Origin of the sequence: Streptomyces nymphaeiformis, from assembly GCF_014203895.1 — a bacterium.
Taxonomy (GTDB): Bacteria; Actinomycetota; Actinomycetes; order Streptomycetales; family Streptomycetaceae; genus Streptomyces; species Streptomyces nymphaeiformis.
In genome coordinates this window covers 58,961-85,402 of record NZ_JACHJY010000005.1, presented here as the reverse complement: position 1 = coordinate 85,402, position 26,442 = coordinate 58,961, and the positions used below count along the sequence as shown (strand labels likewise).

At 72.1% G+C, this 26,442-nt stretch carries 21 protein-coding genes; 14 read left to right on the top strand and 7 right to left on the bottom strand.

The window, feature by feature from the left end:
• Positions 1-17: 17 nt before the first annotated feature.
• A complete protein-coding gene (locus GGE06_RS17945; RefSeq protein ID WP_116158591.1) occupies positions 18-695 on the top strand; it encodes a DUF4190 domain-containing protein in 678 nt (225 codons plus the stop codon).
• 53 nt (positions 696-748) lie between these two features.
• On the opposite strand, the gene ybiA is transcribed toward GGE06_RS17945, so the two are convergent.
• The gene (gene ybiA, locus GGE06_RS17940) at positions 749-1,297 is read right to left on the bottom strand and encodes a riboflavin biosynthesis intermediates N-glycosidase (protein ID WP_116158590.1); all 549 of its coding nucleotides are present in this window, start codon (positions 1,295-1,297) and stop codon (positions 749-751) included.
• A 175-nt stretch (positions 1,298-1,472) separates the two neighbouring features.
• On the opposite strand from ybiA, the gene GGE06_RS17935 reads away from it, so the two are divergent.
• The 8 genes from GGE06_RS17935 to GGE06_RS17900 all read left to right on the top strand — a co-directional run bounded on the left by GGE06_RS17935 (position 1,473) and on the right by GGE06_RS17900 (position 11,150).
• Entirely contained in the window at positions 1,473-2,987 is a 1,515-nt protein-coding gene (locus GGE06_RS17935; protein WP_116158589.1) for a gamma-aminobutyraldehyde dehydrogenase, read from the top strand.
• Between the two features lie 49 nt (positions 2,988-3,036).
• Entirely contained in the window at positions 3,037-4,284 is a 1,248-nt protein-coding gene (locus GGE06_RS17930; protein WP_116158588.1) for an ABC transporter substrate-binding protein, read from the top strand.
• Positions 4,285-4,327: 43 nt separating this feature from the next.
• The gene (locus tag GGE06_RS17925; protein WP_116158587.1) at positions 4,328-5,476 is read left to right on the top strand and encodes an ABC transporter ATP-binding protein; all 1,149 of its coding nucleotides are present in this window, start codon (positions 4,328-4,330) and stop codon (positions 5,474-5,476) included.
• Positions 5,473-6,399, top strand: a complete 927-nt coding sequence (locus tag GGE06_RS17920; RefSeq protein WP_116158586.1) for an ABC transporter permease — start codon at positions 5,473-5,475, stop codon at positions 6,397-6,399. Before GGE06_RS17925 ends, GGE06_RS17920 begins: the two co-directional genes overlap by 4 nt.
• Entirely contained in the window at positions 6,399-7,202 is an 804-nt protein-coding gene (locus tag GGE06_RS17915) for an ABC transporter permease (RefSeq protein ID WP_181924490.1), read from the top strand. The genes GGE06_RS17920 and GGE06_RS17915 overlap by 1 nt, the downstream gene beginning before the upstream one ends.
• Positions 7,203-7,238: 36 nt before the next feature.
• Entirely contained in the window at positions 7,239-8,657 is a 1,419-nt protein-coding gene (locus GGE06_RS17910) for an NAD(P)/FAD-dependent oxidoreductase (RefSeq protein ID WP_184931266.1), read from the top strand.
• Positions 8,658-8,780: 123 nt separating this feature from the next.
• Positions 8,781-9,254 carry a hypothetical protein gene (locus tag GGE06_RS17905; protein ID WP_116158584.1) on the top strand — a complete coding sequence of 158 codons (474 nt, stop codon included), beginning with the start codon at positions 8,781-8,783 and terminating at the stop codon, positions 9,252-9,254.
• A gap of 93 nt (positions 9,255-9,347) precedes the next feature.
• Positions 9,348-11,150 carry a chitinase gene (locus GGE06_RS17900; RefSeq protein ID WP_116158583.1) on the top strand — a complete coding sequence of 601 codons (1,803 nt, stop codon included), beginning with the start codon at positions 9,348-9,350 and terminating at the stop codon, positions 11,148-11,150.
• A gap of 10 nt (positions 11,151-11,160) precedes the next feature.
• On the opposite strand, the gene GGE06_RS17895 is transcribed toward GGE06_RS17900, so the two are convergent.
• The 4 genes from GGE06_RS17895 to gabT form a co-directional block, all read right to left on the bottom strand.
• Positions 11,161-12,456, bottom strand: a complete 1,296-nt coding sequence (locus GGE06_RS17895) for an McrC family protein (protein ID WP_181924489.1) — start codon at positions 12,454-12,456, stop codon at positions 11,161-11,163.
• Positions 12,446-14,911, bottom strand: a complete 2,466-nt coding sequence (locus GGE06_RS17890; protein ID WP_116158581.1) for an McrB family protein — start codon at positions 14,909-14,911, stop codon at positions 12,446-12,448. The genes GGE06_RS17895 and GGE06_RS17890 overlap by 11 nt, the downstream gene beginning before the upstream one ends.
• On the bottom strand, positions 14,854-15,672 hold the full coding sequence (locus GGE06_RS42650) for a phosphatase PAP2 family protein (RefSeq protein ID WP_246532630.1): 819 nt from the start codon (positions 15,670-15,672) through the stop codon (positions 14,854-14,856). Before GGE06_RS42650 ends, GGE06_RS17890 begins: the two co-directional genes overlap by 58 nt.
• Before the next feature lie 100 nt (positions 15,673-15,772).
• Positions 15,773-17,107 (bottom strand): 4-aminobutyrate--2-oxoglutarate transaminase, encoded by a 1,335-nt coding sequence (gene gabT / locus GGE06_RS17880; protein WP_116158580.1) that lies wholly within the window; start codon positions 17,105-17,107, stop codon positions 15,773-15,775.
• 300 nt (positions 17,108-17,407) lie between these two features.
• On the opposite strand from gabT, the gene GGE06_RS17875 reads away from it, so the two are divergent.
• Both GGE06_RS17875 and GGE06_RS17870 read left to right on the top strand, forming a co-directional pair.
• Positions 17,408-19,885 (top strand): type IV secretory system conjugative DNA transfer family protein, encoded by a 2,478-nt coding sequence (locus tag GGE06_RS17875; protein WP_184931265.1) that lies wholly within the window; start codon positions 17,408-17,410, stop codon positions 19,883-19,885.
• Between the two features lie 215 nt (positions 19,886-20,100).
• Positions 20,101-21,654 (top strand): PucR family transcriptional regulator, encoded by a 1,554-nt coding sequence (locus tag GGE06_RS17870; protein WP_116158578.1) that lies wholly within the window; start codon positions 20,101-20,103, stop codon positions 21,652-21,654.
• Positions 21,655-21,937: 283 nt separating this feature from the next.
• Here the strand turns inward: GGE06_RS17870 and GGE06_RS17865 are convergent, their stop codons facing one another.
• Positions 21,938-22,150, bottom strand: coding sequence for a hypothetical protein (locus GGE06_RS17865; RefSeq protein ID WP_116158577.1), 213 nt, complete (start codon positions 22,148-22,150; stop codon positions 21,938-21,940).
• 151 nt (positions 22,151-22,301) lie between these two features.
• Between GGE06_RS17865 and GGE06_RS17860 the strand changes: the two genes are divergently transcribed.
• The 3 genes from GGE06_RS17860 to GGE06_RS17850 all read left to right on the top strand — a co-directional run bounded on the left by GGE06_RS17860 (position 22,302) and on the right by GGE06_RS17850 (position 25,937).
• On the top strand, positions 22,302-23,282 hold the full coding sequence (locus GGE06_RS17860) for an EamA family transporter (RefSeq protein ID WP_116158576.1): 981 nt from the start codon (positions 22,302-22,304) through the stop codon (positions 23,280-23,282).
• 176 nt (positions 23,283-23,458) lie between these two features.
• Positions 23,459-24,340, top strand: coding sequence for an outer membrane protein assembly factor BamB family protein (locus GGE06_RS43755; RefSeq protein WP_312883210.1), 882 nt, complete (start codon positions 23,459-23,461; stop codon positions 24,338-24,340).
• Between the two features lie 151 nt (positions 24,341-24,491).
• A complete protein-coding gene (locus GGE06_RS17850; protein WP_184931263.1) occupies positions 24,492-25,937 on the top strand; it encodes an aldehyde dehydrogenase family protein in 1,446 nt (481 codons plus the stop codon).
• Between the two features lie 63 nt (positions 25,938-26,000).
• Here GGE06_RS17850 and GGE06_RS17845 read toward each other — a convergent pair whose 3' ends face one another.
• Positions 26,001-26,318: a putative quinol monooxygenase gene (locus GGE06_RS17845; RefSeq protein ID WP_116158572.1), complete on the bottom strand. Its 318-nt coding sequence runs from the start codon at positions 26,316-26,318 to the stop codon at positions 26,001-26,003.
• Between the last annotated feature and the right edge of the window lie 124 nt (positions 26,319-26,442).

Below are 26,442 nucleotides of genomic sequence, written 5' to 3'. Positions count from 1 at the left end.
CACGATGGGGGAGGCCCATGTCTGACAACCGAGACCAGTCGCAGGGCGGGTACGACCCGACCGACCCATGGGCTCCGCCGAACCGCGACGGGGTGGAACTCAGCAAGCCGGCGACGCCGTCGCCCTCGCCGGTGCACGACCAGCCGACCATGACGTCCTTCCCGGCCGCGCCGGGCGGACCCGGCGCTCCTGCCGGGGACGTCCCGCCGCCTCCGGTCGCCCCCGGCGGCCCGGCGGTCACGCCCGGGTACGGCTACCCGGCGGCGAACACGGCCGGCGCGTACGGCTATCCGCCGGCCCCGACGCCTCCGGCCGCCACGGGGTACGGCTACCCGGCCCCGGGATACGGCCAGCCCGGCTGGCAGCAGCCGGCGAACAACGGGATGGGCACCGCCGCGATGGTGCTCGGCATCTGCGCGGTCGTCCTCGCCTTCTGCTCGTACGGCATCCTCGGCCTGATCCTGGGCGGGATCGCGCTGCCGCTGGGCATCGCGGGCCGCAAGCGGCACCTGCGGGGCGAGGCGAACAACAAGGGGCAGGCCGTCACCGGCATCGTGCTCGGCTCCATCGGCATCGCCCTGGGCCTCGCGGGCATCGCGCTCATCGTCTTCCTCGTCACGCACGCGGACGAGTGGAGCGACAGCGGCACCGACCCCTGGTCGTCGACGGAGACCTCGCTCAGCGCTCCCCGCTGACGAGCTCCTGGAGAGAGGGCCCCGCACCCACCGGTGCGGGGCCCTCTCGCGCGTCACCCGGCGCGCAGCCGCTCCCGCGCCTCCATGAGCGCGAAGCCCAGCAGGTTGAGCCCGCGCCAGCGGGAGGGGTCGTACGCCTCGGGGGCGTCGGCGGCGAGGCCGATGCCCCAGACGCGGTCCAGCGGGCTCGCCTCCACGAGGACGCGCTCGCCGGTCCCGACCAGGTACGCCCGCAGGGCCCCGTCCGAGGAGAACTTGTGGACGCTGCCCTCGACGACGATCCCGAAGCGCTCCCGCTCCCAGACCGCCTCGTCGAAGTCCCGCACGAGGCGCCCGGCCTTCTTGGCCTCCGCGGGGGTACGGGCGGTCAGCGCGGCCCGCTCGGCGTCCGCGTCCCGGAAGAGGCGGGCCTTGGCGGCCATCATCCAGTGCTCGGCGGTCGCGTAGGCCACGCCGTCGACCACGAAGGGTGCCGGCCACCACTGGCTGAGACAGCTCGCCGAGAGGCGGCCGTCGGGGTGCGGACGGTGCCCCCAGAAGTGCAGCCACTTCACTCGGTCACCACGCGTGACCTGCTGCGTCAGCTCTTCGATCTTGGTCATACATGCGAGTCTGGCAGCCACCACAGACATTCCGTACGGAGATTTTCCGGCCACCTCGACACATGGTCGACCGATTCCGTCGCGTAACCAAAAGGCAACAACGGAATCACTTGTTGGGCGGTCTTCCCTCTGTCAGGATCGGCACTCAATTCGAGCTGGGACAACGGAGAGCGCCATGACCAACCGCTTCCAGGTGACGGACCGCTTCGCGGACGGCGCGCAGTACATCGGCGGAAGGCTCCGCGCCGGAACCTCGGATCGGGAACACAGCGTGATCGACCCGGCCACCGGCGAGAGCGTCTACACGTACGCGCTGGCCTCCACCGCCGACGTGGACGAGGCCGTCGCCGCCGCCAAGGCCGCCTTCCCCGGCTGGGCGGGCGCCACCCCGGGCGAGCGCTCCGACGCGCTGCACCGCCTCGCCGGCGTCCTCGCCGACTGGGCGGAGGACATCGCCCGCGTCGAGTCGCTCCAGTGCGGCAAGCCGCTCAAGCTGACCACCGAGTTCGACGTGCCCGGCACGATCGACAACGCGGCCTTCTTCGCCGGGGCCGCCCGCCACCTCCAGGGCCAGTCGGCCGCGGAGTACAGCGGCGACCACACCTCGTACATCCGCCGCGAGCCGATCGGCGTCATCGGCTCCATCGCCCCCTGGAACTACCCGCTCCAGATGGCCGCCTGGAAGATCCTCCCGGCGATCGCCGCCGGCAACACGATCGTCCTGAAGCCGGCCGAGATCACCCCGCTGACCTCGCTGATGTTCGCGATGGCGGCGAAGGAGGCCGGCATCCCCGACGGTGTCGTCAACGTCGTCAGCGGCTCCGGCCGGGTCGTCGGCGAGCACCTCGTCGGCCACCCCGACGTCGTCATGACCTCGTTCACCGGCTCCACCCCGGTCGGCAAGCGGGTCGCCGAGGTCGCCACCGCGACCGTGAAGCGGCTCCACCTCGAACTCGGCGGCAAGGCCCCGTTCCTCGTCTTCGACGACGCCGACCTGGAGGCCGCCGCGCAGGGCGCCGTCGCCGCCTCCCTCATCAACAGCGGCCAGGACTGCACCGCCGCCACGCGCGCGTACGTCCAGCGTCCGCTCTTCGACGCCTTCGTCGCCCGGGTCGCCGAGCTCATGGAGTCCGTCCGCGTCGGCGACCCCTTCGCGCCCGGCACCGACCTCGGTCCGCTCGTCAGCCACCGCCACCGCGACAGCGTCGCCGGCTTCGTCGAGCGCGCCCGCGGCTACGCCACCGTCGTCACCGGCGGCGAAGCCCCTGGTGGAGAGCTCAAGAACGGCGCATACTACCGTCCCACCCTGATCACCGGCGCCGCGCAGGACAGCGAGGTCGTGCAGTCGGAGATCTTCGGTCCGGTCCTGGTGGCCCTGCCCTTCGACGGCGACGACGAGGGCATCCGGCTCGCCAACGACACCCCCTACGGCCTCGCGGCCTCCGCCTGGAGCCGTGACGTCTACCGGGCCAACCGTGCCACGCGGGAGATCAAGGCGGGATGCGTGTGGGTAAACGACCACATCCCGATCATCAGCGAGATGCCCCACGGCGGCACCAAGGCGTCAGGATACGGAAAGGACATGTCGGCGTACTCCTTCGAGGAGTACACGCAGGTCAAGCATGTGATGTTCGACAACACGGCGGTGGCGGCCAAGGACTGGCACCGCACGATCTTCGGGGACCGATAGCAGCTCGCCGCCCGACCAGCGGCCCACCCATCCCGAAAGGGCACAGCGCATGGAGCAGTACGAGCCCGACAGCCTGTCCGCGGCGCAGTTGGCGGCGATACGGCGCAGCATGACGAGCGGCCGGGGCGCCCTCACCCGCCGTTCGATGCTGCGCGCGGGCGGCGTCGGAGCGCTCACGGTCGGCGGTCTCGCCGGCCTGAGCGCCTGCGGCATTCCGCCGGCCAAGCGGGAGGGCCAGGGGCCCGCGTCCATCGACGTGTCGGCCAAGGAGAAGTCCGTCGCCTTCTCCAACTGGACCGAGTACATGGACGTCAGCGAGGACGAGAAGTCCCGCCCGACCCTGGAGGCGTTCACGAAGCGCACCGGGATCAAGGTCAAGTACACCGAGGACATCAACGACAACGTCGAGTTCTTCGGCAAGATCAAGCCGCAGCTCGCGGCCGGCCAGGACACCGGCCGCGACCTGATATGCGTCACCGACTGGCTCGCCGCCCGCATCATCCGGCTCGGCTGGGCCCAGAAGCTCGACCCGGCCAACCTGCCCAACGCGTACGCGAACCTGTCCGCCCAGTTCCGCCGACCCGACTGGGACCCGGGCCGCTCCTACTCGTACCCCTGGACCGGCATCTCGACCGTCATCGCCTACAACGTCAAGGCGACCGGCGGCAAGAAGGTCGACTCGGTCACCCAGCTCCTCGACGACCCGTCGCTCAAGGGCCGGGTCGGCTTCCTCACCGAGATGCGCGACTCGATCGGCATGACCCTGCTCGACATGGGCAAGGACCCCGGGAAGTTCACGGACGCCGACTACGACGCGGCGATCGGCCGCCTCCAGAAGGGCGTCGACAAGAAGCAGATCCGCCGCTTCACCGGCAACGACTACACCTCCGACCTGGACAAGGGCGACATCGCGGCCTGCCTCGCCTGGGCCGGCGACATCATCCAGCTCCAGGCGGACAACCCGGACATCAAGTACGCCATCCCGTCCGCCGGTTACATCACCTCCAGCGACAACCTGCTCGTCCCCGCGCAGGCCAAGCACAAGACGAACGCCGAGAAGCTCATCGACTACTACTACGAGCTTCCCGCCGCCGCCCAGCTCGCCGCGTACATCAACTACGTCTGCCCCGTCGACGGGGTGAAGGACGAGCTCACCAAGATCGACCCCGAGCTCGCGAGCAACACGCTGATCCTCCCGGACAAGGCCATGGCCAAGAAGTCGCACGCCTTCCGCTCGCTCAGCAGCGCGGAGGAGACGGCGTACGAGGAGAAGTTCGCCAAGCTCATCGGCGCCTGAGTCCGGCCTCGTCCACCTCTCTCACTCCCTGGGACCGCAACCCATGACTGACAAGAACACCGGCGGCGACGTCCGTCTCTCCGGGATCAGCAAGTCGTACGGCTCGTTCACCGCCGTCCACCCGCTCGACCTGACCGTCCCGCAGGGCTCCTTCTTCGCCCTGCTCGGCGCCTCCGGCTGCGGCAAGACCACCACGCTGCGCATGATCGCCGGCCTGGAGGACCCGAGCACCGGCACCGTCTTCCTCGGCGACAAGGACGTCACCGACCTCCCGCCCTACAAGCGGCCGGTCAACACCGTCTTCCAGTCCTACGCGCTCTTCCCGCACATGGACATCTCCGAGAACATCGCCTTCGGCCTGCGCCGCCGCGGCATCAAGTCCGTGAAGAAGCAGGTCGACGACATGCTGGAGCTCGTCCAGCTCGGCGACAAGGCCCACCACAAGCCGCACCAGCTCTCCGGCGGCCAGCAGCAGCGCGTCGCCGTGGCCCGCGCGCTCATCAACCACCCGCAGGTGCTCCTCCTCGACGAGCCGCTCGGCGCCCTCGACCTCAAGCTGCGCCGCCAGATGCAGCTGGAGCTCAAGCGGATCCAGACCGAGGTCGGCATCACCTTCGTGCACGTCACCCACGACCAGGAGGAGGCCATGACGATGGCCGACCAGGTCGCGGTGATGAACGGCGGCCGGGTCGAGCAGCTCGGCGCCCCCGCCGACCTCTACGAGAACCCGCAGACCACCTTCGTCGCCAACTTCCTCGGCACCTCGAACCTGATCGAGGCCGAGGTCCTGGAGACCGGCGCCGACGTGCTCGTCACGGCCGGCGGCGGCAAGCTCCGCATCCCCGGCGACCGCTGTACCTCCGCCGTCCGCCAGGGCGGCAAGGTGCTCGTGGGCGTCCGCCCCGAGAAGATCTCGCTCGCGCACGCCGACGACGCGGGCACGATCGCCGACGGCCGCAACCGGGTGACCGGCCGGATCGTCGACTCCTCCTTCATCGGCGTCTCCACCCAGTACGTGGTGAACTCGCCGGCGGGCGCGGAGCTCCAGGTCTACGAGCAGAACATCGAGCGGGACACCCGGCTCGTGCCCGGCGCCGAGGTCGTCCTGCACTGGAACCCGGCGCACACCTTCGGCCTCGACGCGGCGCAGGACATCGACGCGGGCGTGGAGACGGTGGAGGACGCCTCGTGACCGCGACCCTGACGGAAGAGGCTCCTCCGATAGAGGAACCGGTTCTGCGCAAGCCCTCCACCCGCAAGCGGCTCGTCCCGTACTGGCTGCTGATCCCCGGCATCATCTGGCTGCTCGTCTTCTTCGCGCTGCCGATGGTCTACCAGGCCTCGACCTCGGTCCAGACCGGCTCCCTGGAGAAGGGCTTCGAGGTCACCTGGCACTTCCAGACCTACTGGGACGCCTTCCAGGAGTACTGGCCGCAGTTCGTCCGCTCCCTGCTGTACGCCGGGACCGCGACCCTGCTCTGCCTGCTGCTCGGCTACCCGCTGGCGTACCTGATCGCCTTCAAGGCCGGCCGCTGGCGGAACCTGCTCCTCGTCCTCGTCATCGCGCCGTTCTTCACCAGCTTCCTCATCCGCACGCTCGCGTGGAAGACGATCCTGGCCGACGACAGCGTCGTGGTCGGCGCACTCAACGCCCTGCACTTCCTGGACGTGACCGACTGGCTCGGCTGGACCGAGGGCAGCCGCGTCCTCGCCACCCCGATGGCGGTGGTCACCGGACTCACGTACAACTTCCTGCCCTTCATGATCCTGCCCCTCTACACCTCCCTGGAGCGGATCGACGGCCGGCTGCACGAGGCCGCGCAGGACCTGTACGCCTCCCCGGCGACCACCTTCCGCAAGGTGACCTTCCCGCTGTCGATGCCCGGCGTCGTCTCCGGCACCCTGCTCACCTTCATCCCGGCGAGCGGCGACTACGTCAACGCCGAACTGCTCGGCTCCACCGACACCAAGATGGTCGGAAACGTCATCCAGTCGCAGTTCCTCCGGGTGCTCGACTACCCGACGGCGGCCGCGCTCTCCTTCATCCTCATGGCGATCGTGCTCGGCATGGTCACCGTGTACATCCGCCGTGCCGGAACGGAGGACTTGGTCTAATGCGGACGATGCGCTGGATACGGAAGAACCTCGTCGTCATCGCGGGCCTGCTGACGCTCGCGTACATGATCCTGCCCAACCTCGTCGTGATGGCGTTCTCCTTCAACAAGCCGAAGGGGCGCTTCAACTACTCCTGGCAGGAGTTCTCGCTCGACGCCTGGAAGGACCCCTGCGGCGTCGCCGACATGTGCGAGTCGCTCTCGCTCTCGCTCCAGCTCGCCGCCTGGGCGACGGTCGGAGCGGTCGTCCTCGGCACGATGATCGCCTTCGCGCTGGTCCGCTACCGCTTCCGGGCGCGCGGCGCGATCAACTCGCTGATCTTCCTGCCGATGGCGATGCCCGAGGTCGTCATGGCCGCCTCCCTGCTCACGCTCTTCCTCAACATGGGCGTCGAACTGGGCTTCTGGACGGTCCTGATCGCCCACATCATGTTCTGTCTGTCGTTCGTCGTGACGGCGGTCAAGGCCCGGGTCATGTCCATGGACCCGCGCCTGGAGGAGGCCGCGCGCGACCTCTACGCGGGACCGACGCAGACCTTCCTGCGCGTGACCCTGCCGATCGCCGCGCCCGGCATCGCCGCCGGCGCGCTGCTCGCCTTCGCGCTCTCGTTCGACGACTTCATCATCACCAACTTCAACGCGGGCTCCACCGTCACCTTCCCCATGTTCGTGTGGGGCTCGGCGCAGCGTGGCACCCCCGTTCAGATCAATGTCATCGGTACGGCGATGTTCGTCCTCGCGGTACTGATGGTCATGGCCGGGCAGATCATCACCAACCGGCGCAAGAAGACAGCAACAGCCTGACCGTTCAGAGGTCAGGCACCGAAGGAGTTGGAAACCATGGCCCCAGTCGCCATGCGTCTCGCTGCACAATCTCTCTCCGACGCCCAGCCCGTCCCCTTCTGGCTGGAAGACCCCGGCAAGCCCGGAGCCCTGCCCGCCCTCACCGGCACCGAGAAGACCGATCTCCTCGTGGTCGGCGGCGGATACAGCGGACTGTGGACCGCGCTCCTCGCCAAGGAGCGCGACCCCTCCCGGGATGTCGTACTCATCGAAGGCCGCGAGGTGGGCTGGGCCGCCTCGGGCCGCAACGGAGGCTTCTGTGCGGCCTCCCTCACCCACGGCTTCGGCAACGGGCTCGCCCGCTGGCCGGGCGAGCTGTCCAAGCTGGAGCGGATGGGCGAGCGCAACCTCGACGCCATCGAGGAGACCGTCGCCCGCTACGGGCTCGACTGCGAGTTCGAGCGCACCGGCGAGATCGACGTCGCCACCGAGCCGTACCAGGTGGAGGAGCTCCACGAGTGGTACGAGGAGGCGAACCGGCTCGGTCTCGCCGACGGCCTGGAGTTCCTGGACCAGGCCGCCGTGCGGGCCGAGGTCGACTCGCCGACCTTCCTCGGCGGCATGTGGGACAAGCGCGGCGTCGCCATGGTCCACCCGGCCAAGCTGGCCTGGGGCCTGAAGCAGGCCTGTCTCGACCTGGGCGTCCGGATCTACGAGAACACCCCCGGTCTGCAGCTGGTCGCGGTCGGCGCCGGCATGGGCGTCCGCACCCCGTACGGCAAGGTCGTCGCCCGCCGCGTCGCGCTCGGCACCAACGTCTTCCCGTCGCTGGTCAGGCGCGTCCGCGCGTACACGGTCCCGGTCTACGACTACGCCCTGATGACCGAGCCGCTCAGCCCCGAGCAGCTCGCCTCCGTCGGCTGGAAGAACCGGCAGGGGCTCGGCGACTCCGCGAACCAGTTCCACTACTTCCGGATCACCGCCGACCACCGCGTCCTGTGGGGCGGCTACGACGCGATCTACCGCTACGGCGGCAAGGTGCAGGCGGAGATGGACCACCGCCCGGAGACGTACCTCAAGCTCGCCGAGCACTTCTTCCGCTGCTTCCCGCAGCTGGAGGGGCTCCGCTTCAGCCACGCCTGGGGCGGCGCGATCGACACCTGCTCGCGCTTCTCGGCCTTCTTCGGCACGGCGCACCAGGGGAAGGTGGCGTACGCGGCCGGGTTCACCGGCCTCGGCGTCGGCGCGACCCGCTTCGGCGGGGACGTCATGCTCGACCTGCTCGCGGGGGAGCGCACCGAGCGCACCGACCTGGAGATGGTCCGCTCCAAGCCGCTGCCCTTCCCGCCCGAGCCGGTCGCCTGGGCCGGCATCGGCATCACCAAGTGGTCGCTCGCCCGCGCCGACGAGAACGGCGGCCGGCGCAACCTGTGGCTGAAGACGATGGACAAGCTGGGCCTCGGCTTCGACAGCTGACCCCTCGGCACCTCTGGTGTGACGTAGGTCACTATCGACTCGTCGTCGAAGCCGCGTAAGAGAAGCCCCCGTACCCGCTCTCTCCGTGTGGACATCCGGTCCACACGGAAGGAGAACGTCGCGATGACTGGTACGGGGGCTTCTGGCGCCAAGGCCGCGGTGGAATGGCTGGCCTCGGTCGCGCCGGATCCCGACGCCTGCCGGTGGGAGTGGGAGCGCAACCCCCACGGGGTCGCACTGCTGCCCGCCGGCCGGCGCTGGGACGTGCTGATCCTGCCGGGGGAGCTCGGCTACCCCACGTTCGACGTGCTGACCCGGCTCGTGGACCGGCCGGGCCCGGTCCTGGTCGACTTCGGCGAGGCCCGGATGGGCTTCTTCGTCCCTCCGGGAACGGCCGCGCGCTGGCTGGGCACCGGTGTGCGCGGCGCGGGCGCCGGCACCTGGATCGTCGCCCCGTACCCGGGGCGGGTCACCGGCCGGGTGCGCTGGCTGATCGCACCCGACGGCCTCGGGACCCTCACCGACGCCTCGCTCCTGGAACTGGCGATGCACGAGGCGGCGGGCCGACTGGCCAGGGGGGAGAGGGGAGTCGACTAGACCGTCTCCGCGGACAGAGGTCTTGACCACTCGATTGGTCTGGACCATGCTGTGGCGCGCTCCACCTCGATTCCCCCACACCCGGAGGCAGTTGTGGACCGCACCAGACCCCTCACCCTGCTGTTGGCGGGCTCCCTCGCCGCCGGCGGGCTCCTCGCACTCACCCCCGCGGCCCAGGCCGCCGACACCGAACTCGCCCGCAACGGCGGCTTCGAAGCGGGCCTCGACGGCTGGACCTGCACGGCGGGCAGCGGCGCCGTCGTCCCGTCACCCGTGCACGGCGGGACGAAGGCGCTCCAGGCCACCCCCGCCGGCAGCGACAACGCCAAGTGCTCCCAGACCGTCACCGTGAAGCCCAACTCCAGCTACACGCTCAGCGGCTGGGTGCGCGGCAGCTACGTCTACCTCGGCGCCTCCGGCACCGGCACCACCGACGTCTCCACCTGGACGGCCTCCGCCCCCGACTGGCAGAAGCTCAGCACCAGCTTCACCACGGGCGCCTCGACCACCTCGGTCACGATCTACACCCACGGCTGGTACGGCACCCCCGCCTACCAGGCCGACGACCTCTCCCTGTACGGCCCCGGCGGCGACCAGGTCCAGCTCCCGACCGCCCCCACCGGCCTCACCGCCGGCTCCCCGACCTCCACCTCCGTGCCGCTGAGCTGGACCGCGGTCCCGGGAGCCACCTCGTACAACGTCTACCAGGGGTCCACCAAGGTCCAGACGGTCACCGGCACCACGGCCACCGTCTCCGGCCTCACGGCCTCCACCCCGTACACCTTCCAGGTCACCGCCGTGAACAGCGCCGGCGAGTCCCCGAAGTCGGCCGCCGTGACCGCGACGACGACCTCCGGCGGCGGAGGCGGGGGCGGCGGCCTGCCCGCGCACGCCCTCGTCGGCTACCTCCACGCCAGCTTCGCCAACGGCTCCGGCTACACCCGCATGGCCGACGTCCCCGACTCCTGGGACGTCATCGACCTCGCCTTCGGCGAACCGACCTCGGTCACCTCCGGCGACATCCGCTTCACCCTCTGCCCGGTCACGGAGTGCCCGAACGTCGAATCCCCGGCCGAGTTCAAGGCGGCGATCAAGGCCAAGCAGGCCGCCGGCAAGAAGGTCCTCATCTCCATCGGCGGCCAGAACGGCCAGGTGCAGCTCGCCACCACGGCGGCCCGCGACACCTTCGTCACGTCGGTGTCGAAGATCATCGACGAGTACGGCCTCGACGGCCTGGACATCGACTTCGAGGGCCACTCCCTCTCGCTCCAGACCGGCGACACCGACTTCCGGAACCCGACCAGCCCGGTCATCGTCAACCTGATCCAGGCGGTCAAGACCCTCAAGGCCAAGTACGGCTCCGGCTTCGTCCTCACCATGGCCCCGGAGACCTTCTTCGTCCAGCTCGGCTACCAGTACTACGGCTCCGGCCCCTGGGGCGGCCAGGACCCGCGCGCCGGCGCCTACCTGCCGGTCATCCACGCCCTGCGCGACGACCTGACCCTGCTCCACGTCCAGGACTACAACTCGGGCTCCATCATGGGCCTCGACAACCAGTACCACTCGATGGGCGGCGCCGACTTCCACATCGCCATGACCGACATGCTCCTCACGGGCTTCCCGGTCGCCGGCAACGCGGACCGCTTCTTCCCGCCGCTGCGCCCCGAGCAGGTCGCCATCGGCCTCCCCGCCTCCACCCAGGCGGGCAACGGCCACACGGCCCCGGCCGAGGTGAACAAGGCCCTCGACTGCCTGACGAAGAAGACCAACTGCGGCACCTACCAGACCCACGGCACCTGGCCGGCCCTGCGCGGCCTGATGACCTGGTCGGTCAACTGGGACCGGTACAACCAGTGGGACTTCAGCCGGAACTTCGACGCGTACGGCTGGAGCTGACGGTCCCGGCTCACCCCGTCACCTCGCGGAACAGGCGGGCCGGAACGGAACGGGGGTCCGGCCCGCCCAGCTCCGCCAGCACCGCCCGCAGATCCAGCGGCACCGCCCGCACCCGACCCGTCACCGCCCCCTCCAGCGTCCGCACCGCCACCCGGTGGCCACCCGAGCCGGCCCGGCCCGGGTGGACCAGAACACAGGCGGGCGGCCCGCCGTCCGCCTGCCGCCCGAGGGCATGGGCGTAGAGCGAGGCCTGGTACAGGTCCTCGGGCGAGAGCTTCTTCTCCCCGTACAGCTTGTACTTGACGTCCACCGGCAGCCGGTAGGGCCGACCGAACCGCAGTCCGGACACCAGTACATCGGGCCGTACGGCGCCGTAGGACTTCCCCACCCGCTCGTCGAACAGCACTCCCGACCGCGAGGACTGGCCCTCCGCCCGCAGCCCGGAGCCCCTCGCCCCGTCCTCCAACAGCCGGGTCACGAAGGCCTCGAACAGGCGGTTCATGTCGATCAGGAAGGCGCGCGAGGCCAGCGGCCCCGGGGCGAACAGCCCGTCCAGGCCACCGCCCGTGAGCAGCAGCCCCGCCCACAGGTGCGCGGGCCGGTAGTGCTCGTTGTGCCGGTGGTACGTCACCGACGCCAACGCCGGCCGTACGTCCCCCAGCGGCGTCGGGGCGTGTCGCGCGAACGGCCCTGCCGTGCGCCGGGCCCGCGCCCGCACCCCGCCGTCGCGCGCCGTCCGGGCGGCCACCGCGAGGGCCTCCGCGCAGATCCGGTTGTCGAGGACGTCGGCCTCGTGCTCCTCGAACCGGCAGGCCAGCAGGTCCGGCCGGCCGTGGTGGACCAGCAGCTGCCGCACAGGCAGCAGCCTGCCCCGTACCACCCGCAGATCGTCCTCGACCGGCACGTAGTCGCGCCGCACGCCGTGCCGCAGCAGCCGCTCGCCGTGCTCGACGACCATGAGGCAGACCAGGTCCCGGAGAGAGGGCCGCCCGCCCGCCAGGCCCTGCGTCGTGGGCAGCAGCTCCCGCACACCGCCCCAGGCGTGGTCCACCATGCGAAGCACGTCGAGGTCTCCGCCCAGGTACTTCGGTACGACCCGGATCTCGGCGGCCTCCAGCCGCACCGTCCCCACGTACTGAGCGGCCGTCACCTCCAGCCGCTCGCCCCGCAGCTCCCGCAGCCGCAGACGCGCGTCCAGGGAGCCGTCGGCGAGCAGCCGCCGGTCGGCCTCCGCCAGCCGGATCCCGTCGAAGACCCGGGTGGTGTACTCGGCCAGTTCCAGGGCGGGCGGCGCGTCACTCCCCACCGGAACCGACCTGGAGTTCCTCGTACAGGCGGTTGATGAGGTCCTCGTCGGTGAGCTCCCGAAGGGTGTGGGCGACGACGTCGACCACACCCTCGCCAAGGAAGGCGGCGAGGAGTCCGTAGTCGTCGTACGCGTACTCCTGGAGCAGCGGCAGGATCTCGCCCCGCACGATCGCGGCGAACTCGGCGGCGGTGGAGACGGGAGCGCCCTCGGGGAGGAAGAAGGCGTGTCCTATCTGCTTCTCGCGGTCGAGGCGGGTCCTGATCCGCTCGTTGAGCCGGTCGAGGAAGACGGCAAGGTCCAGCTGGTCCACCTGGGCGCCGCGCAACGGGCCGGAATCAGGGAGGAGTTCGATGAACGCGAAGCGGCGGCGGATGGCCGAGTCGAGCATCCGGACGGACCGGTCGGCGGTGTTCATGGTGCCGAGGAGGCGCACGTTCGGCGGCACGCGGAAGGGCGTTCCCGTGAGCGGCAGTGTGACCGGGAGCCCCCGCTTGTCCTTCTCCACGACGGTGATCAACTCGCCCAGGATGCGCGGGAGGTTGCCCCGGTTCAGTTCGTCCACGACCATCAGGTACAGCTGGCCCGGATCAGCGGCCGCGGTCTCGCACACCCGCTTGAAGACGCCGTCCACCGGCTCGAGGATGAAGCCGGACGCGCCCTTGACGGGCCGCAGCCCCTCGACGAAGTCCTCGTACCCGTAGCTCGGATGGAAGGTGACCAGGGTCAGCCGCCGGGCCTCGGTCAGGGCCTCGATCGTCGCTGCGAACTCCGCGCTGCCCGGCTCGGCGAGCGGCTCGACCCCCGGCAGGTCGGCGGAGAGCTCACCGAGCCGGCGGACGGCGTAGCGCAGCGCGTGATACGTCTTGCCGGTGCCGGGCGGCCCGAACAGCACGGCCTGGCCCCGCCGTTCGAGGGCGTCGTCGATCTGCTGGAGGACGGCGTCGAGGGGCGGGATCTCGACGGAGTCGGTGGCCTCTTCCAGTTCCAGCAGGTTCACCACCCGGCCGAACATCATGAGCTCCCCGATCTTCAGCCAGAGGGGGCGGGGCACGTCGGAGACGAGCCCGCGGCCCCAGTCGGCCACGGGCTCGTCCAGCTTGCCCGCGTACTCCATGTCCCACTCGACGGTCACCGCGTGCCACGGCGGTCGGTCCGCGTCGAGGCGGGGCTGCCAGGCGTATCCGTCGCCGGTGACCCGGCCGACGCCCAGGACCTCGCTGCGGCCCCGGGTCGCCACCACCCGGTCCCCTTCCCGCAGGTCGAGCAGGCGCCACAGCCCGCCGGCGCGGGCGGCGAGCTGCCCGGCAGACGTGCCGCCGTCCGCGTAGGCCTCCTGGTACGCCTCGGTGAACTCCTCCTCGTCGGCGTACCGGCGCAGATCGCCGACCCGGTCCGCGTCGACGGCCGCGACGCCCTCGACCTGGAAGTAGTCCCAGTCGTCGTGGAGTTCGGAGACCCCGATCCGCACGGTACGGGGCGCGGTCCGGCGGGCCGGGGCCCACCAGTCGAGGAAGTGCCAGACGAGCTGCGGCGGCCAGCCCGCGAACCGGGGGTCCTCGGCGATCAGTGACTTCAGCAGCTCCTTGCGCCTGAACGGCTGGAGCTTCGCCGCCGTGTTCCCGGGGGCGAGCCGGTTCAGATAGTGCTGCGTGAAGCTGTCCGAGTAGACCGGAAGGACGGCGTCGGGGGCGTAGATCCGCAGGGTCTTCGCCACGACCATGATCCCGGAGCGGATCGAGGCGATCTCGTCGATGTCCCGTACCCGGCCCTCGCGGGCCGCCGTCACGGCGGCGACGAGCCCCGCCCGGACCTCCCGCCATGCCTCGTCGACATCCGCGTACCGCTTGTCGAACCACCACGCGCCGTGGTTCGTCCGGTAGACGAAGTGCTTCTTCGCCGTGCCGCCGGTGATGCTGCCGAGCGCCTTGCTGCCGAACTCCAGCAGATAACTGAACACCTGGTGGCCGGGCATGTCCGGCTGCCCGAGCGCGTACCGCTCCAGCGGCAGCTCCGGCCACTCCTCCCACGGGAACTCCGTATGGACGCGCTCGGCGTCCCGGTCAGCCGCCTCGACGGCCGCGCGGTGCCGCTCGCGGTCGAAGACCCGCAGTGCCTCGTCGACCGGCCAGTACGGCAGGGTCTCGGCATGGCTGTCGGTGACCGGCCGCAGGGCGCAGGAGCAGACGCCGGTGACGGGACGGTTCCGTCCGTTGAGCAGTCCGGCGGAGGCGGCGAACGCGGTCGGTTCCGCAGCGTCGAGCAGGCGCCGCCAGGTGAGTCCGTCGGGGTCGGGGCGACGCTGGAGACTGACGGAGTCCGTCAGGTGCTTGCAGTCCGGGGCGTGATGGATCTTGAACCCCTGCCCCGGGAGGATGACCTCCCCGGGCGACGGGTTCAGTTCGTACGCCCGTCCGTCGACCGTGACGGCGTACCGCCGCTCCCTGTCCGCCATGCGTCCCCTCCCCGGATCCGGCTGCGACCGTCCCGACCGTACCGCGACGCGAGGACGGGCCAGCGCAGCAGCGGCAGGCACAGGGCAACGGAGGCGAGCACGTCCAGGGGCCAGTGGAAGCCGCGCAGGACCAGCCCCGTGCCCGTCACCGCCGTCAGCAGGACGGCGACGGGGACGAGACGACGCGACACCAGGAAGGCGGCGCTGACGTAGGCGACCATCGCGGTCGCCGTGTGACCCGAGGGGTAGTAGCCCTGTGCCCAGGGCTCCAGCGGACCCGGACGCGCGGTCCACTCCTTCAACGGAATCACCAGGAGGGGTACGGCGGCCAGGGAGAGGCCCGCGTACAGGGCGGCGGCACGTCGGCCGCGCCACACCGCGTACGCCATCGCGCAGCCGAGGACCGGGAGGGCGACCGTCATGTTGCCGAGGTCGGAGGCGAGTTCGCTCAGGGACCGGGGGACCGAGTCCACCAGGGACCGGGACACCCGCTCGTCGAGCCTGGCCAAGGGGCCGTGGACGAGCACCTGCCAGGTCACGACGGCGAGGGCGACGAGCGCCGAGAAGAGAGCCGGCCGCCCTGGAACAGGGGGGGTGGTTCCAGGGCGGCCGAGGGGATCGGGCTGCCGCGCGCCCCGGGGGGTGTGGGGCGGGCGGCCATCCGATCGGTGAGGAGTCCCGGAGCACGAGGCGCCGGCGGTGTGCTCGAAGGCACGGTGTGGACGGTGCTGGGGAGGCTCCGCCCGGGGTGTTTCTCTCATCTGCGGAAACCGTACGTCACGCGGCGGGGGGCCGACAGCGGGAAACGCGTCCCGCCATCGGCCCCCCACAGAGTCTTCACACCGTGTGCCTGATCGGTCCTCAGACGGTCGCGAGTGCGGCCTCGATGACGTCCAGACCCTCGTTGAGCAGGTCCTCGCCGATGACCAGCGGCGGCAGGAAGCGCAGCACGTTGCCGTAGGTGCCGCAGGTGAGGACCAGGACGCCCTCGTTGTGGCAGTACTTGGCGAGCGCGGCGGCGGCCTCGGCGTGCGGCTCCTTCGTCGCCGGGTCCTTCACCAGCTCGATGGCGATCATGGCGCCGCGGCCACGGATGTCACCGATGACCGGGAACTTCTCCTGCATCGCGGTGAGGCGGTCCTTCATGACCTCCTCGATGCGCTTGGCCTTGCCGTTGAGGTCGAGCTCCTTCATCGTCTCGATGGCGCCGAGCGCACCGGCGCAGGCCACCGGGTTGCCGCCGTAGGTGCCGCCGAGGCCGCCGCCGTGGACGGAGTCCATGATCTCGGCGCGGCCGGTGACGGCGGCGAGCGGCAGACCGCCCGCGATGCCCTTGGCGGTGGTGATGAGGTCCGGGACGATGCCCTCGTCCTCGCAGGCGAACCACTGGCCGGTACGGCAGAAGCCGGCCTGGATCTCGTCCGCGACGAAGACGATGCCGTTGTCGTTGGCGAACTTCACGATCGCCGGCAGGAAGCCCTTGGCCGGCTCGATGAAGCCGCCCTCGCCGAGGACCGGCTCGATGACGATCGCGGCGACGTTCTCGGCGCCGATCTGCTTGGTGATGTTGTCGATCGCCTGGGCGGCGGCCTCGGGGCCGCAGTTCTCGGCACCGGTGGGCCAGCGGTAGCCGTAGGCCACCGGCACGCGGTAGACCTCGGGGGCGAACGGACCGAAGCCCTGCTTGTACGGCATGTTCTTCGCCGTCATGCCCATGGTGAGGTTCGTACGGCCGTGGTAGCCGTGGTCGAAGACGACGACGGCCTGGCGCTTGGTGTACGAGCGGGCGATCTTCACCGCGTTCTCGACGGCCTCGGCGCCCGAGTTGAACAGCGCGGACTTCTTGGCGTGGTCGCCCGGGGTCAGCTCGGCCAGCGCCTCGCAGACCTCCACGTAACCCTCGTACGGCGTCACCATGAAACAGGTGTGGGTGAAGTCCTGGAGCTGCGCGGACGCGCGGCGCACGACGGCCTCGGCGGAGGCGCCGACCGAGGTCACGGCGATGCCGGAACCGAAGTCGATCAGCAGGTTGCCGTCGACGTCCTCGATGATGCCGCCGCCGGCCCGCTTGGTGAAGACGGGCAGCGTCGAGCCGACGCCACCGGCGACCGTGTCGAGACGGCGGGCCTGAAGCTCCTGCGACTTCGGACCGGGGATGGCGGTGACGACGCGCCGCTCCTGCGGGACAGCGTTCATGCGGGGCTCCTGGGGGTGGTTCTGGACGCACTTGCGGGTTTCCTCCGCAGGCTAGGCGCGGCGGAGGGCCTCCGGCATGCGCCGTTCGGGAGTGGTGGCGGGTGTGTCGTTGTCCGGGATGGACATGGCGGCTCCGCTTCCGCGGGCGGGCGCGCTTCGGCCAGGCCGTGGCCGGTCCCCGACCCGTCGCTCCCGCTCTCGGCCGTACGGGTGGTCGAATCCCCTCCCGGGGGCGCCGGGCCCACTAGATTTGACGGTGGCACAGAGGCGGCGACCTGGCTGGTCAGGGGGCAGGGGTTCATGGAGACCGACGGCACGTACGAGTCACGCGACACGTCCGGCGGTGTGGCGCCGCCTCCCGCGAAGCCGGTTCCGCCAATCGCGCAGGCCCCATCGGTTCCGCCGGTCCCGAGGCCGGCGGGCCCGCCGCCGCAGGCGTTGCCATCCGTGCCGCCCGTGCCGTCGGTCCCCCCGGTCGCGGGAGGCCCGCCGTGGTCGGCGGCCGCCCCCGTCGGGCGCGCGGTCGACTGGTTGGACGCCCCTCGGCCGAAGGCCGGGCTCGGTGTCTGGCGGTTCATGCATGTGCCGACGCGGACTGCCGCCGTGCGCCTGGCGCCCGTGACCGTCCTCGGCATGTTGATCCCGATGGCCGTCGGCCTGCTCATCTGGTCGGCGTATCGGCGCGGGACCCTCCCGTACGTCTGGCTGGTGCTCCAGACCTTCACGCCCAGCGACTGGTGGATCGGTGGCACCGCCAAGCCGAGCGGCTGGCAGGGCTGGGCGGCCCGTGACGTCCTCAGCGGCGTGCTCTTCCTCGGGATCACCGTCGCGGTCGGCGTCCTCGGATCCTGGGGCCGGATCGCCCGGTACTACCTCGACCGCTTCCGGCCGCCCGCCCGTGCCGCGCTCGCGGGCGCCGGAGCCCTGATCGCTCTGGCGTTCGTCTGGCCCGAGGCGTTCGGACTCGGCTGGGACAAGCTTCCCGTCGCCATCCCCGTCCTTCAGCTGATCGCCCTGGTCACGGGCGGTTACGACGTCCTGACCTCGCCGTTCGTCGTCTACCCCGTCTACGCGGTGATCACGGCCCTCGTCGTCTGGCCGTTCGCCCGCGTAGGTGAATGGGCTGCCCTCTTCAAGAAGTTGCGTGCCCGATCCTCCCCGGATGTCATGCCCGCCCCCGTCCGCGCCGCCCCCGGTGCCTCCCGCTCGCAATGGCCCGAGCTCAGGGACGCCGGCGAGCACCGCGCGGCCGACGTCCTCGTCGGCGAACTGGCCGCCGGGCGCATGAACGACGTCGACGTGGCACGCGTCCGCCGCGTCTGGCAGGACACCGACCGGGACGCCGTCCGCCGTGCCGCCCTCGTCGAGGCGCTGCTCGAGCAGGGTGCCGCCGCGTACGCGCACCCCTCCGGCGACCGTGACGTGCCGAACCGCCGCGCCACCCACGACCTGCTCGTCGGCCAGGTCCGCATCGGCCGGTACACCGACGCCGAGCGCACCCCGCGGGCCTACCACGGCGCCGGCCTCGCACTGGACCCCGGACTCCTCGGCACCTCCCTCCTCGTCGTCGGCCCCTCGGGCGCGGGCAAGACCCGTGCCCTCGTCGCGCCCGTCGTCGAATCGCTCACCCTCCAGGCGCTCACCGGCGCGTGCGCCGTCGTCGCCGTCGGCGCGGCAGCGGCGCCCCTCGGCCCCGAAGAGGCGTACGACGTCGTGGTCCGGCTGGGAGACCCGACCTCCCCCTACGACCTGGACCTGTACGCGGGGTCCACCGATCCCGACGAGGCCGCCGCGTTCCTCGCCGAGGGGCTCGTCGGCGACATGGCGGGCGTGGAGCACCAGCGCGCCGCCACCGCCCTCGCGCAGCTCATCGGCCCCTACCGGACCGCGTACGGGCGCTTCCCGACCGTCCCGGTCCTGCGGGAGCTGCTCGAAGCCCGGCCCGAGACCCTCCAGGCGCTGCTCGATTTGCTGCCCGAGGACGAGGCCCCGGTCATGCGCCGCGAGCTGGACTCCTGGATCCGCCGGATCGGCACCGCGACGGACGTGGGGCCCTTCCTCGCCGAGCGGCTCGCCCTCCTCGACCGGCCCGTCTTCGCCGAGTTCTTCGGCGGCGGCCAGGAAGGCGGCCCGGACGTGCGGCCCTTCTCCCTGCGGGCCGTCGCCCAGCACCCGATGCGCGTACGCATCAGCCTGCCGCAGGGGAGTCACGAGGAGGCGGCGCGGCTCCTCACCCGGCTGCTGCTCGCCCAGTTCCAGCACGTCACCCGCGACCGTGCCGGGCGCGGGCACCTCGCCTGCCTCGTGCTCGACGAAGCTGCGGGGGCCCTCACGCCCGGAACCGTACGGGGCCTCCAGCGGCTGCGCCCGCAGAACGCGGCCGTCGTGCTGGCGCTCCGTACCCTCACGGAGGTCCCCGAGTTCCTGCACGGGCCGCTGCTCGCCTCCGTCGGCTGCCGGATGGCCATGGCCGGCGTGTCGACCTGGGACGGCGGCGCCTTCGCCGGGGCGTGGGGCACCGAGCGCGTGGAGACCACCGAGGTCGCCCACCACACCGTCTTCGCCGACCAGCCCATGACCCGCGCCATCCACGCCCTGCGCAAGCTGGTGACCGGCAAGGCCGTGACCACCGAGGCCGTCACCGTGCGGGAGGTGGAGCGGGAGCGCTGGTCCGCCTCGGACCTCGCGCACGCCGTGCCTCCCGGCCACGCCGTCCTCTCCCTGAGCCACGTACGCGGCGAGCACGTGCCGCCCATGCTGGTCGACCTGCGAGGCTGACCGTCTCACCCCGTCGCGTCGGCCTTCGGAGCCGACCGCTTCACCCCGTCGCGTCGACCTGCGAGGCCGACCCGTCTCACCCCTCGCGGCGCCCGAGCGGGCTGCCGGGGGCCCTGGCACAATCGGGGGCGCCGCTCAGCTGAGCGGCGCCTCCCCGCCTCCGTGCACGGCTCCCCCCGCGCGCGGTCCTCGCTCAAAGGTCCGACGGTCCCCCAATGCCGCCCACCCTCGCCTCGCTCGTCCAGCACTCCGCCCTCAAGCTCATCGTCCGCGCCGGTGAGGACCGCCTCGACACCCCCGTCCGCTGGGCCCACGTCAGCGAGCTCGCCGACCCCGTCCCGTACATGGAAGGCGGCGAACTCCTCCTCACCACCGCGCTCACCCTCGACGCGGAGGACCTGGACGCCATGCGCCGCTACGTGCGGCGGCTGCTCGCCGCCGGAGTGGTCGGGCTCGGCTTCGCCGTCGGCGTCAACTACGAGGAGATCCCGCCGGCCCTGCTCGACGCGGCCCGCGAGGAACACCTGCCGTTGCTCGAAGTGCCGCGCCGGACGCCGTTCCTCGCCATCAGCAAGGCCGTCTCGGCGGCCATCTCCGCCGACCAGTACCGCGCCGTCACGGCCGGTTTCGAGGCCCAGCGCGAGCTGACCCGCGCGGCGCTCGCCGAGGGCCCCGAGGCCGTCGTCGCCCGGCTCGCCGCGCACGTCGACGGCTGGGCCGCGCTGTACGACGCCTCCGGCGCCGTCGTCGCCGTCTCGCCCGAATGGGCGGCGCGCCGGGCCGCCCGCCTCACCCCCGACGTGGAGCGGCTGCGCGAGCGGCCCGCGCCCGCCAGCGCCGTCGTCGGCGGTACGGACGACCGCGTCGAGCTCCAGTCGCTCGGCACCGGGCGCCGGGTGCGCGGCGCCCTCGCCGTCGGCACGGGCGCGCCCCTCGGCACGGCCGAGCGGTACGCCGTGCACTCGGCGATCGCCCTGCTCACCCTCACGACGGAACGTTCCCGCTCGCTCCAGGCCGCCGAGCAGCGGCTCGGCGCCGCGGTGCTCCGTCTGATGCTGGAGGGCCGGCCCGAGCCCGCCCGCGCGGTGGCCGGCGACCTGTACGGAGGGCTGCTCGACGCCCCCTACCGGTTGCTCGTCGCCGAGCCCGCCGGGGGAGAACCGGCCGGGGAGCCGCCGCTGCCGGCGCTCGCCGAGGCCCTGGAGGCCGCTGCCGCCCGCGCGGGCGAGGCGGTGCTCACGGTCGCCGAGAGCGGCCGGCGGCTCGTCGTCCTCGCCGGGGACGGCGGCGCGGTCGTCGCCGCCTGCGAGGGCTACGCGGAGCGGGAGGCGGAGGACGCCGGTGTCGTCGTCGGCCTGTCGGCCCCGGCGGGCCCGAACGCCGCGGCAGCCGCGTACAAGCAGGCCGAGCAGGCCCTCTCGGTCGCCCGGCGGCGCGGCAGGGCGCTCGTCGAGCACGAGGACCTGGCGGCCGGCTCGGTGCTTCCGCTCCTCGCCGACGACGCCGTCCGGGCCTTCGCCGACGGGATGCTCCGCGCGCTCCGCGAGCACGACGCGACCGGCCGCGGCGACCTGGTGGCCTCCCTGCGCGCCTGGCTCTCCCGGCACGGCCAGTGGGACGCGGCCGCGGCGGACCTCGGCGTCCACCGGCACACGCTGCGCTACCGGATGCGCCGGGTGGAGGAGATCCTCGGCCGCTCGCTGGACGATCCGGACGTACGGATGGAGCTGTGGCTGGCCCTGAAGGCGACGGGGGAGGGCGGGCAGTAGCGGGAGTCTCCGGGCTCCCCGGGACTTCCCGGGATTTCCCAGGGCCCGGGTTTCCCCAGGCCCCTCGGGTTTCCCCAGGGCCCGGGTTTCCCAAGGGCTCCCGGGTTTCCCCAGGCCCCTCGGGTTTCCCCAGGGCCCGGGTTTCCCAAGGGCTCCCGGGTTTCCCCAGGGCTCCCCGGGTCTTCCCAGGCCCTCGGGTTTCCCCAGGGCTCCCGGGTCTCCCCAGGCCCTCGGGTTTCCCCAGGGCCCCCGGGTTTCCTCAGGGCTCCCCGCGAGCCGCTCCCTACGCGTCCGCGCCGCCGCCCATGATCCCGTCGTCGCCCCCGCCGCCCCGCTTCCCGCTCCGGCGCTGTCCGTCGCGGACCACCTCTCCGCCCAGCAGCGTCACGGTGGCCACCGCGCGGACCCAGCGGGGTCCGCCGCGTGCCGCCCACACCACCGAGGCGCAGCCGGCGACGGCCAGGACCAGGACGCCGATCAGTACGTAAAGGATCATGCCTACCCCCTGTGGTCGTGCGGTCCCGGACATCCTCCCACCCTCCGCAAGGACCCCGGGAAGGCTCTCCGACACCCGAATTCCGTTGGTCCTGCCCGAATTCGGGCAGTTTCCTTGGTCATCGGGGCTTTCAGTCCTTACTCTCCTGCTCATGACAAGCCCCGCCGTCGACCCGGCCCCCGAGACCCACCCGGCCGCCCCCGAACCCCGTACCGGAGCCGCCGGCGTCCCCGCCGCCCCCGCCCGCCGGATCACCGGCGCCGTCTGGGCCGCGCTCGGCATCGTGTACGTCGTCTGGGGGTCCACGTACCTCGGGATCCGGATCGTCGTCGAGACCCTCCCGCCGTTCCTCTCCGGCGGCGCCCGCTTCATCACCGCCGGCCTGCTCCTCGCCGCGATCGTCGCCTGGCGGCAGGGCCCCGCCGCCCTCAAGGTCACGCGCCGGGAGCTCGGCTCCGCCGCCCTCGTCGGCCTGCTCCTCATCCTCGGCGGCAACGGCCTCGTCGTCCTCGCCGAGACCTCCATACCCTCCGGCCTCGCCGCGCTCCTCGTCGCCGCCGTCCCCGTCTGGGTCGTCCTGATCCGCACGCTCTTCGGCGACCGCCCCGGCCTCGGTGCCCTCGGCGGCGTCCTGCTCGGCTTCGCGGGCCTCGCCGTCCTCACCGTCCCGGGCCTGAGCGGCGAGGTGAAGATCGGCGGCGTGGTGCTCGTCCTCGTCGCCGCCCTGCTGTGGTCCGTCGGCTCCGTCTCCTCCGCCCGGCTGCCCATGCCCGCCAACCCGTTCACGGCGAGCGCGTACGAGATGCTGGCCGGCGGCCTCGCCGCGCTCTCCCTCGGCCTCGTACGCGGCGAACACCACGGACTCGACCTGGGCGCCGTCTCCGGCCGCTCCTGGGTCGCCCTCGCCTACCTCGTCGTCTTCGGCTCGCTCGTCGCCTTCACCGCGTACGCCTGGCTCCTCCAGACCGCCCCGGTCTCCCTCGCCGCCACCTACGCGTACGTGAACCCGGTCGTCGCCGTCCTGCTCGGCGCCCTCGTCCTGAACGAGGCCCTGACCTGGCCGATCCTCCTCGGCGGCGCGATCGTCGTCGGCGGTGTCTGCCTGATCGTCTCGACCGAGCGGCGCGGATGATCATCCGTCCCCTCCCCTGACGGGGTTTCGGCGGTTTCGAGCCGGGGGTGGGGATCCGATGGCGACGCGTACGAACGGCGGCACGGCGCCCCTGGGGTGGCGGTGGGTGCCCTTCCTGCCGATCCTGATCGGCGTCCCGCTCGCCCTCGTCGGAGGGCTGCGCCACCGTCGCCGCGATCGACCTGAAGGACGGCCGCGAGCTGTGGCGCACCGCCCGCAGGCCCTCCGGCCCGTACGACGACGACCACGTCCTGGCCACCGGGGCGGGTCTCGCCGTGATCCTCGACGAGGACGACCGCTGGAAGGACGCGGACGCCGAGGGCGCGGGGCCCGTCCTCCGCGGTGACCAGGCGGTACGCGCCCTCGACCTGCGGACCGGCGCACCGCGCTGGAAGGCCGCCGTTCCGAAGGGGTGCCTCCCCCGTGAGGTCGCCGTCGGGCTGAAACAGGTCCTCGCCGCCCTCGCCTGCGCCGGCGACGAGGCGAAGCTCGCCGCGTTCGACCCGGCCGACGGTACGGCGCGGTGGACCGTTCCCCTCGGCGGGCGGCGCCCCGTCGCCTCGGACGCGTCCATGTCCTTCGTGTCCGCCGATCCGGTGGTGCTGAAGGTCGGCGAGCCGAGGCGGCAGGGCGTGAACGCCTTCCTCGCCTTCGGACCCGACGGCCGCCGCCAGGGGCTGGTCGACGCCTTCGGCTCCCATGCGGCGGTCGCCGACGGGAGGCTCTTCCTCGGCGCCGGGGGCGGCGTCGTCGCCTTCGACCTGGTGACCGGGGACGAGGCCTGGCGGTCGGGCTCGGAGGACCCCAAGCGGAGCGTCACGGCGATGCACGCGGGAGGCGGCCGGGTGACTCTCCTGACCCGGCACAGGCGGGGCCACGACGAGCTGTACGTCTTCGACTCCGCCACCGGCGACACGGTGGACGAGCGCACCTTCTCCCGCGACGAGGACGACGGCAACGGCGAGCTCACGGGCCTGTCCCGATACGAGGACCTGTTCGTCGCCGTCCGCCGGGGCGACGGGAGGCGGCAGCCGTTCTCGGCGTTCCGGGGCTGGTGACCGCCCGACGACCCGTCGTCCGCTTCGGCCAAAGCGGACAGCGCCGGTGCCACCACCACTCCACACCGGACAAACCCACGTTCGCCCGCTCGGCCCTAACGTGTCACGAGAGCAAACGCTCGCACCCCGAAACGGAAAGGGCCGGGACGCAATGACGACCACCCACGCCTTCTGGCTCGCCGGCCGCGAGGCCACCGGCGACACCACCTTCGACGTCACGAACTCGTACGACGGACGTCTGGTCGGCAAGGTCAGCGTGCCCACCGAGGCCCAGGTCGAGGAGGCCGTCGCCGCCGCGCACGCCGTCGTCGACGAGTTCGCCGCGACCCCGGCGCACGTCCGCGCCGCCGCCCTCGACCACGTGTCGAAGCGGCTCGCCGAGCGCACCGAGGAGATCGCCCAGGTGATCTCCGCCGAGAACGGCAAGCCCATCAAGTGGGCCCGCGGCGAGGTCGGCCGTGCCGTCTCCGTCTTCCGTTTCGCCGCCGAGGAGACCCGCCGCTGGAACGCCGGCGAGGCCCAGCGCCTGGACACCGAGGCCGGCGGCGTGGGCCGCCTGGCGCTCGTCCGCCGCGTCCCCAAGGGCGTCGTCCTCGGCATCGCGCCGTTCAACTTCCCGCTGAACCTCGGCGCCCACAAGGTCGCCCCGGCCATCGCCGTCGGCGCCCCGATCATCCTCAAGCCGGCCCCGGCCACCCCGATCTCCTCCATGATCCTGGGCGAGATCCTGGCCGAGACCGACCTCCCGGCCGGCTCCTGGTCGGTCCTGCCGGTGCCGAACGACCGCATGCCCGCCCTCGTCCAGGACGAGCGCCTCCCGATCATCTCCTTCACCGGCTCCGACACGGTCGGCTACGCCATCAAGGAGTCCGTGCCGCACAAGCACGTCACCCTGGAGCTCGGCGGCAACGCCGCGGCCGTCGTCCTCCCGGACTGGTCCTCCGAGGCCGACCTGGACTGGGCCGCGACCCGCATCGCGACCTTCTCCAACTACCAGGGCGGCCAGTCCTGCATCTCCGTGCAGCGCGTGATCGTCGACGCCTCGGTCCACGACCGCCTGGTGCCGAAGATCGTCGCCGCCGTCGAGGCGCAGGTCACCGGTGACCCGGCGGACGGCGCCACCGACGTCGGCCCGCTCGTCGACGAGAACGCCGCCAAGCGCGTCGAGTCCTGGGTCGACGAGGCCGTCGCGGCCGGCGCGAAGCTCCTCGCCGGCGGCAAGCGCGAGGGCGCGACCTACGCCCCGACCGTCCTCACCGAGCTCCCGGCCGACGTCACCCTGGCCCGCGCCGAGGTCTTCGGCCCGGTCCTGACCATCGCCAAGGTCGACGGCGAGGCCGAGGCCTTCGCCGCCGTCAACGACTCGGACTTCGGCCTCCAGGCCGGTGTCTTCACCCACGACCTGCAGACCGCGTTCCGCGCCCACCGCGCGCTCGAGGTCGGCGGCGTGATCGTCGGCGACGTCCCGTCCTACCGCGCCGACCAGATGCCGTACGGCGGCGCCAAGCGCTCCGGCGTCGGCCGCGAGGGCGTCAAGTACGCGATGGACGACTACACCTACGAGCGCGTGCTCGTCCTGACGGGCCTCGCCCTCTAAGGCGCACGCCTCACGAGACCAGGCGGTCCGAGCCCACTGTGCGGGGGCTCGGACCGCCTTTCGTCATGCGCCGGGAGAGCCGACGGGCGCGTCGACGAGGCGCACGACCTCCGCGGGGCCCGCGCGGAAGGCCTTGTTCGCGGCGCCGGCCGCGACCATGTGCGGGGCGACGTCGTGCGCGGCGAGGGCCTCGGCCGAGGCCCAGCGCTCGATCAGGGCGAAGCGGTCGGGATCGTCGGCCACCCGGTGCAGGTCGTACTGCAGGCAGCCCTCCTCCGCCCGTACGAGAGGCGCGAGCGCCTCGAAGGCGGCGACCTGTTCCTCGCCGCGGCCGGGCAGGGTGCTGACGAGGACGATGAGCTTGATCGGCTGCTGAGACATGCCGCGGACCCTACGCGCGGGCCGACCGGGGCGGTCGGGCCGTCTCACCAGAAGGACGTACCCGGAGGATTCCCCTCCTCTTCCGTTCCTCTTTCCGGACCCGCCGATATCGGGTACGACGGAC

Excerpts from the sequence above, each read along its gene's own strand:
- GGE06_RS17910 (WP_184931266.1), top strand. The coding sequence starts at position 7,239 with ATGGCCCCAGTCGCCATGCGTCTCGCTGCACAATCTCTCTCCGACGCC.
- gabT (WP_116158580.1), bottom strand. The coding sequence starts at position 17,107 with ATGAACGCTGTCCCGCAGGAGCGGCGCGTCGTCACCGCCATCCCCGGT.
- GGE06_RS42650 (WP_246532630.1), bottom strand. The coding sequence starts at position 15,672 with ATGAGAGAAACACCCCGGGCGGAGCCTCCCCAGCACCGTCCACACCGT.
- GGE06_RS17850 (WP_184931263.1), top strand. The coding sequence starts at position 24,492 with ATGACGACCACCCACGCCTTCTGGCTCGCCGGCCGCGAGGCCACCGGC.
- GGE06_RS17930 (WP_116158588.1), top strand. The coding sequence starts at position 3,037 with ATGGAGCAGTACGAGCCCGACAGCCTGTCCGCGGCGCAGTTGGCGGCG.
- GGE06_RS17945 (WP_116158591.1), top strand. The coding sequence starts at position 18 with ATGTCTGACAACCGAGACCAGTCGCAGGGCGGGTACGACCCGACCGAC.
- GGE06_RS17935 (WP_116158589.1), top strand. The coding sequence starts at position 1,473 with ATGACCAACCGCTTCCAGGTGACGGACCGCTTCGCGGACGGCGCGCAG.
- GGE06_RS17915 (WP_181924490.1), top strand. The coding sequence starts at position 6,399 with ATGCGGACGATGCGCTGGATACGGAAGAACCTCGTCGTCATCGCGGGC.
- GGE06_RS17870 (WP_116158578.1), top strand. The coding sequence starts at position 20,101 with ATGCCGCCCACCCTCGCCTCGCTCGTCCAGCACTCCGCCCTCAAGCTC.
- GGE06_RS17890 (WP_116158581.1), bottom strand. The coding sequence starts at position 14,911 with ATGGCGGACAGGGAGCGGCGGTACGCCGTCACGGTCGACGGACGGGCG.
- GGE06_RS17845 (WP_116158572.1), bottom strand. The coding sequence starts at position 26,318 with ATGTCTCAGCAGCCGATCAAGCTCATCGTCCTCGTCAGCACCCTGCCC.
- GGE06_RS17925 (WP_116158587.1), top strand. The coding sequence starts at position 4,328 with ATGACTGACAAGAACACCGGCGGCGACGTCCGTCTCTCCGGGATCAGC.
- GGE06_RS17865 (WP_116158577.1), bottom strand. The coding sequence starts at position 22,150 with ATGATCCTTTACGTACTGATCGGCGTCCTGGTCCTGGCCGTCGCCGGC.
- GGE06_RS17860 (WP_116158576.1), top strand. The coding sequence starts at position 22,302 with ATGACAAGCCCCGCCGTCGACCCGGCCCCCGAGACCCACCCGGCCGCC.
- GGE06_RS17875 (WP_184931265.1), top strand. The coding sequence starts at position 17,408 with ATGGAGACCGACGGCACGTACGAGTCACGCGACACGTCCGGCGGTGTG.
- ybiA (WP_116158590.1), bottom strand. The coding sequence starts at position 1,297 with ATGACCAAGATCGAAGAGCTGACGCAGCAGGTCACGCGTGGTGACCGA.
- GGE06_RS17905 (WP_116158584.1), top strand. The coding sequence starts at position 8,781 with ATGACTGGTACGGGGGCTTCTGGCGCCAAGGCCGCGGTGGAATGGCTG.